This window comes from Methylobacterium sp. WL7, assembly GCF_008040085.1.
GTDB lineage: Bacteria > Pseudomonadota > Alphaproteobacteria > Rhizobiales > Beijerinckiaceae > Methylobacterium > Methylobacterium mesophilicum.
This window is the reverse complement of sequence record NZ_VRVG01000178.1, coordinates 1-8021: the sequence shown is the minus strand read 5'-3', so window position 1 is coordinate 8021 and position 8021 is coordinate 1. Positions and strand designations below refer to the sequence as shown.

The window sequence follows — 8021 nt, the reverse complement described above, 5'->3', positions numbered from 1 at the left end:
GCCCCGATCCTGTCGCTTCCCCTACCCCCACAGCTCCGGCTCCGGCGGATGCACGATGCTCCCGTCGTAACGCAGCGGCGGGGCGCGGTCGCGGGCGAGCAGCAGCGGGCCGTCGAGATCGACGAAGTCGGCCTGGGACGCCAGCAGCGTGGCGGGCGCCATGCCGAGCGAGGTGCCGAGCATGCAGCCGACCATCACGGACAGGCCGCGGGCCCGGGCCTCGCGGGCGAGCAGCACCGCCTCGGTCAGGCCGCCGGTCTTGTCGAGCTTGATGTTGACCGCGTCGTAGCGCCCGGCCAGCGCGTCGAGGCCGGCGCGGTCGTGCAGGCTCTCGTCGGCGCAGACCGGGACCGGATGCGGGATCTCGGCGAGCAGCGCGTCGGCGTCGGCCGGCAGGGGCTGCTCGATCAGCGCGACGCCGGCCTCCAGGCAGGCCGCGAGGTTGGCCTCCACGGTCTCCGGCCGCCACGCCTCGTTGGCATCGACGATCAGCCGGGCTTGCGGGGCGCCCGCCCGCACGGCGGCGATACGCTCGGGGTCGCCGGCCCCGCCGAGCTTCACCTTGAGCAGCGGCCGGTGGGACGCCGCCCGGGCGGCCTCGCCCATGCTCTCGGGGGTGCCGAGGCTCAGCGTGTAGGCGGTCACAGCCGGGGCGGGAGCGGTCAGCCCGGCGATCTCCCAGGCCCGGCGGCCCTGAAGCTTGGCCTCCAAATCGAACAGCGCGCAGTCGAGGGCGTTGCGCGCCGCGCCCGCCTTCATCCGCGCCGTGAGTTCGTCCCGCCCGATCCCGGCGCCGATCGCGTCCGCCTGCCCCTCGATCAGCGCGACGACGCTCTCGACGCTCTCGCCGTAGCGGGGATAGGGCACACACTCGCCGCGCCCGATCCCGTTCGCGTCCGTGATGGTCGCCACCACCACGGCGATCTCGGTGCGGCTGCCCCGGGAGATCGTGAACGCCCCGGCGATCGGGAAGCGCTCGACGGACAGGGTCAGGCGGCGGGCCATGTCAGACCTCCGGGAAGTCGGAAACGATCCGGTCGACCAGCCCGGCGACGCCGAAGCGCACCGGGTCGGTGGCGGGCAGGCCGTGCTCGGCGGCGAGTTTTTCGAGGAGCGCCTTGGCCTCGCCCTCGCCCAAAGCCTGCGTGTTCACGGCGATCCCCACCGGGCGGATCGCCGGGTTGGTCAGGCTGCCGAGCTGCACGGTGAGGTCGATCACCTGCTGGAGGGTCGGCAACGGGTGCTTCACGCCCCGCATCGTGGTGCGGGTCGGCTCGTGGCAGACCACGAAGGCGTCGGCCTGGGCGCCGTGCAGCAGGCCGAGGCTGACGCCTGCGAAGGACGGGTGGAACAGCGAGCCCTGCCCCTCGATCAGGTCCCAGTGATTCGGGGCGGCCTCGGGCGAGATCGTCTCGACCGCGCCGGAGATGAAGTCGGCCACCACGGCGTCGATGGCGACGCCTCGGCCCGAGATGAACACGCCGGTCTGGCCGGTGGCGCAGAAATCGGCATCGAGCCCGCGCTCGCGCATGCCCCGCTCCAGGGCCAGCACGGTGTACTTCTTGCCGACCGAGCAGTCGGTGCCGACGGTGAGCAGACGCCGGCCCGCGCGCTTGGTGCCCTTGCCGGTGGGGAAACGCTCGTCGGTGTGGCGGACATCGTGGAGCTGGCGGCCGCGCCGTGCGGCGGCCTCCGCGATCGCCGGGACCGCACCGAGCTTGACGTGCAGGCCGCTCGCCACGTCGAGGCCGGCCTCGATCGCCGCCACGATCTCCTTGATCCAGTGGTCCGGCAGCACGCCGCCGGCGTTGACCACGCCGATCACCAGGGTCCGGCAGCCCTTGGCCAGGGCCTCCGGCAGGGTCATGTCGGGGATCCCCAGGTCGGCCGCGCAGCCGGGGAGACGCATCTGGCCGACGCACCAGTCCGGGCGCCAATCCTTGATGCCGTAGGCGGTCTTGGCCGCCAGCGTGTCGGGCACGTCGCCCAGGAACATCAGATAGGGCGTGGCGATCTGCATCGGTCGAAAAGCCTTCTGGGGAAGCCGGCGGCCCGTCTATGCGGGATCGTGGCCGCTCGGCGCAATGCACGATGGCGGCCAGGGCGGTGGACGCCGTCCCCGTCCGGCGCATCGCCGGCATGCCCGGGCAGCGGTGGATTTCCCCGGCCGCCCCGTACTTTCGGCCCGCGCACCGGAACGGGCGGCATCCGCGCACGATTGCCGAAGGAGTCCTGCGCTCGCGATGGGCGGATTCCATCGGTCGAGCAGCCTTCCGCATCCGGAGGTCATCCGATGATCTTCATGACCGACGCCACGGGCGCCCTGACCTATGTCAGCCCCGAATGGCACCGCCTCACCGGGCAGGCCAGCCGCGACGCCGTCGGGCAGGGCTGGTTCGAGCGGCTCCACAGCGAGGACGGCGCGGTGCTGCGGGCGGTCATCAAGGAGGCCGCGCAGGCGCAGGCCGAGTTCACGGTCCGGTTTCGCCTCTCCTGCGAAGACGGCGCCTCGATCTGGGCGACCGCCGGGGCGGTGCCCTCCTACGGGCCGCCCGACCACACCTTCCTGGGGTTCCTCGGCTCGATCACCGACATCCCCCCGGGCGGCGAGCCCATGCAGGCGCAGGGCGGCCTCGGGCGCTTCGTCCCGCCGCCGCCGAGTCCCGCCATGGCCCCGGCCTCGACCCTCGACCTCGTGGCCGACCATCTGCTGATTGCGCACGGCCTGATCGAAGAGGATGGCGGCAAGGCCGCGCTGGCGCCCCTGCGGGAGGCCCTGTTCCGGGTCGCCCAGGCGATCGCGCGGCGGATGGCGATCTCACCCGACGCATCCGTCATCGAGGATGGCGAAACGGTTCACTGAGGCCGGCCCGGGCTCATCCGGACCGGCCGCGGCCATCAGGCGGCGCGTCGTCGCGCGACCGCCGCCTCGTCCGCCACAGACTCGACCGGGGCGAGGACGCCCGTCGGCCGGACCATGCCCGCGGCGCCCGCGAGCGCCCCCGGGCGGAGCTCCAGCCCGAGGAAGCGCGCGCGCTCGAACGGACCCGGCAGGGTCAGCCCTTCGGCCAGCGCCTGGTCGAAGCCGAAGCGCGCGTAGTAGGGCGCATCCCCCACGAGCAGCACGGCGCCGTGGCCCAGGGATTCAGCCCGCCCGAGGGCGGCCTGCATCATCACCGAGCCGAGCCCCTGCCCCTGGATCGCCGGATCGACCGCGAGCGGGCCAAGCAGGAGCGCCGGGCGGGCGAGGCCGGCCTCGACGTGCCACAAGCGCAGGGTGCCGACGAGGCGGCCGGTCCGGGTCGCCGCGAAGGCGAGGCCGCGGGCGGGACGCCGTCCCTCGCGCAGGCGCTCCGACGTCCTGGCGCGTCGATTGCCGGCAAAACAGGTGTCCAGCAGGCGCTCGCGCGCCGGGACGTCGTTGAGGTGCTCCGCGCGGATCTCGATCATGACCGTGCCCTCCCCGGGCCGACGAGCGGGAGAAGCTCTTCTTGGATGGCGGGCCGGGCGCCCTCCATCCCTGCGGCTTTCGGAGATCGGCGTCCGGCGGCCGTGGGCCGCCGGAACGATCCGAAAGAAGTCAGATGACGATCTGCTGGAGGGGCGGGAAGCCGTTGAAGGCCACCGCCGCGTAGGTGGTGGTGTAGGCGCCCGTGCCCTCGATCAGGACCTTGTCGCCGATCGAGAGCGAGACCGGCAGCGGGTAGAGCTGCCGCTCGTAGAGCACGTCCACCGAATCGCAGGTCGGCCCGGCGATGACGCAGGGCTCGGTCCGGTCCCCGTCCCGGGTGGTGCGGATCGGGTAGCGGATCGACTCGTCCATGGTCTCGGCGAGCCCGCCGAACTTGCCGATGTCGAGATAGACCCAGCGCACCTCGTCGGCGTCGGCGGACTTCTTCGACACCAGCACGACCTCGGCCTCGATCAGGCCGGCATTGCCGACCATGCCGCGGCCCGGCTCGATGATCGTCTCCGGGATCCGGTTGCCGAAATGCTTGGTCAGGCCACGGAAGATCGCCTCGCCGTAGCTCTCCACGCCCGGCACCGCCTTGAGGTACTGGGTCGGGAAGCCGCCGCCGAGATTGACCATCGACAGGAAGATGCCGCGCTCGGCACACTCGCGGAAGATCGCCGCCGCGGAGCCGAGCGCCCCGTCCCAGGCCTCGGTGTTGCCCTGCTGCGAGCCGACGTGGAACGAGATGCCGTAGGCCTCCAGACCGTGCCGGTGGGCGTGCTCGAGCACGTCGGTCGCCATCTCGGGCACGCAGCCGAACTTGCGCGAGAGCGGCCAGTCGGCGCCGGCGCCGTCGCACAGGATGCGGCAGAACACGCGCACGTCGGAGGCCGCGACCTCCACGGTCTCGGCGGCCCGGGCGATCTTGTCGACCTCGGCCTGGCAATCCACCGCGAACAGGCGGATGCCGAGCTTGAGCGCGCGGCCGATGCAGCGCTCCTTCTTGATGGTGTTGCCGAAGGAGATCCGGTCCGGGGTCGCGCCGGCGGCGAGCGCCATCTCCATCTCGGCCACCGAGGCGGTGTCGAAGCAGGAGCCCATCTCGGCGAGCAGGCGCAGCACCTCGGGGGCCGGGTTGGCCTTCACGGCGTAGAACACGCGGGTGTCCGGCAGGGAGCGCGCGAAGGCGGTGTAGTTGTCGCGCACGACATCGAGGTCGAGGACCATCACGGGTCCCTCGTCCTGACCGAGGTCACGGCGCACGCGCAGGAAATCACGGATGCGATCGGTCATGGTCGTCTCCCGGCACGGGTTCGCGAGCGCCCGTCTGGCGGGCGCGCTGTCGATGTGACGGCCCAACGGGCCGTCGGCGTCAGGGGGCGATGCGTCGCGCGGACCGAAGCGCTTTGGAGACGCGTCGATCCAGGCGGGCGCAGAGCACCCGGAAGCTGCCGTGGATTGGAAGGGAGGACCCCCACCGCACGCCGGGCAAAGAGAAACAAGCCTCTTCGGTGCCGGCCTTTGGAGGGCCGACGAGACCAAAAAAGCCCGTTCGTCGTTGCTTTAAGCTGCGTCCCCCGTGGAGAGCGGGGTTCGCCGGTTTCGCCTCCGGCTGCCGGTTGTTGTCGGGGTCCGGTGTCGCCACCTGGATGCCGGCCGTAGGGATCCACCCTTGCGACCATCGATCCTTTAAGACCCCTGGCGGCTGTCCGGCAGTTGACCGGATGCCCACCAACCGGCACGCGGCCACAGGCACGTGCGAAATTGGGCACGGCGCATATACGGAGAACGACCCCCGACAACAAGGGGCTTCGGGCCCGATCGACCCGTATTCCCCCACGCGATCCGCCCTATGCCGCAGCCGTTGCAAAAACGGCGCATTCCCGACCGGCGGCCGGGTCGCGCGGGCTTCCCAAGCGGTCCGGAAGCGGGCATCTGACCGCCGGAGCGATGTCCTCAGTCGAGCGTGTGATGACCGGGCCGAACAGATCGAGAGCGGTGCCGGATCGCCTCGCCGTCGCGCCCGGCTCCGGAGCCGCATCCTTATCGTCCGTCCGCCTGGACCGAGCCGGCTTCGGCGCCGTCACGACGGCCCGGGCGTGAGCGCCCCCGTGAACGCCCCCGTCAACGCCCCCCTCGGCATGCCGGTGCGCGATCCGCGCGGAGACGGGCTCCCGGAGCCGGAGATCCGCACCGCCGGGCTGGCCGACCTCGACGCGCTCGTCGCCCTGGAGCACGCCGCCTTCGCCACCGACCGGGCCGAGCGCCGGGCGATCCGCCACGCGATCCTGTCCCCGAGCATGGACGTCCTGGCGGCGCTGATCGCGGGGCCGGACGGGGATGGGGATCCGGTCCTGGTCGGCGCGGCGGTGCTGGAGCGGCGGCGCGGCAGCCGGATCGCCCGCCTGGCCTCGATCGCGGTGGCGCCCAACCGCGGCGGCCTCGGGCTCGGCGGAAAACTGCTCGACGCCGCGGAGGCCCAGGCCCGCGCCCATGGCTGCGACCGCCTGCGCCTCGAGGTCCGCGCCGACAACGGCGCCGGCATCCGCCTGTACCAGCGCCGGGGCTACACCCGCTTCGCCGTCCAGCCCGCCTATTATGAAGACGGGATGGAGGCCTGGCGCTACGAGCGGGGGCTTTAGGAGCCGATCAAGCCGAGTGCCGCAGGAGCAGCGGCTTGGCGCCGCAGACCGCCCCTCGACCCGTATGGGTCAAGCGACGGCGCGAGATGCGCCCCGCTCGGAACCGGGGCCGTTCAAGTCCTTCGGCTGGCCACGGTCCATCGCCCCCTGCCGCAGCGCCAGCAAGAAGGCACGGACCTGAGAGTCGATCTCCACCGATTGCGACCGCATCGCGCGCGCGACCTCGAGGGCACCACCGGCCGCGCCCGCGGTTTCGCCCGCGACCGAGCGAACGCCCGAGATGCTTCCGGATAGCTGGCTTGCCCCTTCCACCGCCTTCCGGACGCTGCGGGCGATCTCATGAGTCGAGGCGTCCTGTTGCTCAATCGCCAAGGCCACGCTGGCGGCAGAGTCCAAGATGACGGCCATGACATCGGAGACCTGATCGTTGGCGACCACCGCGCGGCGCGTCCCGTCTTGGATCTCGGCGACGTGCGCGACGATATCCTGCGTGGCCTTCGCCGTCTGGGCCGCGAGCGTCTTCACCTCGGCCGCCACCACGGCGAACCCCTTGCCCGCCTCGCCCGCGCGGGCCGCCTCGATGGTGGCGTTGAGCGCGAGCAGATTCGTTTGTTCGGCGATCGCCTGCACCGAGGCCACGACCCGTCCGATACGCTCGCCCGTCGCGGCAAGGTCCCGCACTTGCCCGGCCGTCTCTTCGGCGGTGACGCTCCCCTGACGCACCGTTTGCGACATCCGGTCGATCTGTTGCGAGATCTCCTGGATCGACCCCGACAATGCCTGCGTGGCGGCGGATACGGCCGAGACATGCGCAGCGGTGTCGGTCGAGATCGTCGACGCGCTATCCGCCTCGCGGGCCGTCTGGGTCGAAATCGCCGTCAGCGCCTCCGCCATCTCGCCCATCTCGCGGGTGTTGCGGGCGACGGTCGTCACCACATCCTGCATGGCGCCCTGGAAGCCGGCGAGCGTGTCCTCGAGCTGATCCAGGGTCCTGGCTTTCTCGGCGGCGGCCATCTCGGCCTCCCCTTCGAGGCGCTGGCGCGCCTGGGCGTCCATCTGCAGGATCTGCACGGCGCGCGCCATGGCGCCGACCTCATCCCGGCGCTGGGTGGCGGGGATGTCGCGGTCGAGATCCCCACGGCCGAGATCGATGAGGACATGGGTCAGTCTTCTGAGCGGCACCATCGCACGATTCAGGACGCCCCAAAGAAGTGCGACGCTCACCAGGGTGATCGCGACACCGACAAGCACGGCATGCCGCAGCAACGCATCCAGGGTTGCCAGGAAGTCCGCCTTCTTCACGCCGACGTAGAGAATTCCAAGCGTCTTGCCGTCCGCGTCCTGAATGGGCTCGTATCGGCTGAGATAGGGTGTGCCGAGAATATCCACCTCGCCGCGAAAACCCCGGCCGTCACGCAGGACGGTGTCGTGGGCGGCCCCGGCGGCGAGATGCGTTCCGATCGCGCGCCGGCCGTCCGGCGCCATCACATTGGTGGCGATCCGCGTATCGCCGAGGAACACGGTGGCGGTTCCCCCGAGAATGTCGCGGACGCGATCGACCGCTGGATCGGCGGCGGTAATCACGTGTTGCCCGATCGCGAGCTGGCCGGCCGTGATCGCGAAGGCCGCCCCCGCGCCGCCCTCGTCGATGAGGGTTTGGCGAAGCAGGCGAAGATTGCTGTCGAGAGCCAGCTGGGCGCGATCCCGAAGTTCGTCGCGCATCTCCGTCAGCATCAGGCCCGAAATGCTTGCGATCGACAGCGCGATCAGCACGGTCACCAATATACCGATGCGAAAAGATATCGAATGCTTCGGATTTATATCGAACATAAACTATAGATATCCAAAGATTGTCAAACTTGTTATGAATAAATTCCACAGCGGCCATTCAATGTCAAGATTTTAATGAGTTGAAGGCTTATTGC

7 protein-coding genes are annotated in these 8021 nt (G+C 70.8%); 2 read left to right on the top strand and 5 right to left on the bottom strand.

Going from position 1 to position 8021, the window contains the following annotated elements; all coding sequences use genetic code 11:
- Window positions 1–21: 21 nt before the first annotated feature.
- Together dgcA and dgcN are read right to left on the bottom strand one after the other, a co-directional pair.
- Entirely contained in the window at window positions 22–1005 is a 984-nt protein-coding gene (gene dgcA / locus FV233_RS26825) for an N-acetyl-D-Glu racemase DgcA (RefSeq protein WP_147899323.1), read from the bottom strand.
- A 1-nt stretch (window position 1006) separates the two neighbouring features.
- A complete protein-coding gene (gene dgcN / locus FV233_RS26820) occupies window positions 1007–2020 on the bottom strand; it encodes an N-acetyltransferase DgcN (protein WP_147856540.1) in 1014 nt (337 codons plus the stop codon).
- Between the two features lie 273 nt (window positions 2021–2293).
- On the opposite strand from dgcN, the gene FV233_RS26815 reads away from it, so the two are divergent.
- Complete coding sequence (locus FV233_RS26815) at window positions 2294–2863, top strand: PAS domain-containing protein (RefSeq protein WP_147856541.1); 570 nt, start codon at window positions 2294–2296, stop codon at window positions 2861–2863.
- A 35-nt stretch (window positions 2864–2898) separates the two neighbouring features.
- On the opposite strand, the gene FV233_RS26810 is transcribed toward FV233_RS26815, so the two are convergent.
- Both FV233_RS26810 and FV233_RS26805 read right to left on the bottom strand, forming a co-directional pair.
- Window positions 2899–3450: an N-acetyltransferase gene (locus FV233_RS26810; RefSeq protein ID WP_147899322.1), complete on the bottom strand. Its 552-nt coding sequence runs from the start codon at window positions 3448–3450 to the stop codon at window positions 2899–2901.
- Window positions 3451–3580: 130 nt separating this feature from the next.
- The gene (locus FV233_RS26805) at window positions 3581–4747 is read right to left on the bottom strand and encodes a type III PLP-dependent enzyme (RefSeq protein WP_147899321.1); all 1167 of its coding nucleotides are present in this window, start codon (window positions 4745–4747) and stop codon (window positions 3581–3583) included.
- Between the two features lie 848 nt (window positions 4748–5595).
- On the opposite strand from FV233_RS26805, the gene FV233_RS26800 reads away from it, so the two are divergent.
- Window positions 5596–6096 (top strand): N-acetyltransferase, encoded by a 501-nt coding sequence (locus tag FV233_RS26800; protein ID WP_147899324.1) that lies wholly within the window; start codon window positions 5596–5598, stop codon window positions 6094–6096.
- A gap of 69 nt (window positions 6097–6165) precedes the next feature.
- On the opposite strand, the gene FV233_RS26795 is transcribed toward FV233_RS26800, so the two are convergent.
- Window positions 6166–7875: a methyl-accepting chemotaxis protein gene (locus FV233_RS26795; RefSeq protein ID WP_187278240.1), complete on the bottom strand. Its 1710-nt coding sequence runs from the start codon at window positions 7873–7875 to the stop codon at window positions 6166–6168.
- Window positions 7876–8021: the final 146 nt, after the last annotated feature.

Coding starts and splice junctions, on each gene's coding strand:
- dgcA (WP_147899323.1), bottom strand. CDS start 1,005: ATGGCCCGCCGCCTGACCCTGTCCGTCGAGCGCTTCCCGATCGCCGGG.
- dgcN (WP_147856540.1), bottom strand. CDS start 2,020: ATGCAGATCGCCACGCCCTATCTGATGTTCCTGGGCGACGTGCCCGAC.
- FV233_RS26815 (WP_147856541.1), top strand. CDS start 2,294: ATGATCTTCATGACCGACGCCACGGGCGCCCTGACCTATGTCAGCCCC.
- FV233_RS26810 (WP_147899322.1), bottom strand. CDS start 3,450: ATGATCGAGATCCGCGCGGAGCACCTCAACGACGTCCCGGCGCGCGAG.
- FV233_RS26805 (WP_147899321.1), bottom strand. CDS start 4,747: ATGACCGATCGCATCCGTGATTTCCTGCGCGTGCGCCGTGACCTCGGT.
- FV233_RS26800 (WP_147899324.1), top strand. CDS start 5,596: ATGCCGGTGCGCGATCCGCGCGGAGACGGGCTCCCGGAGCCGGAGATC.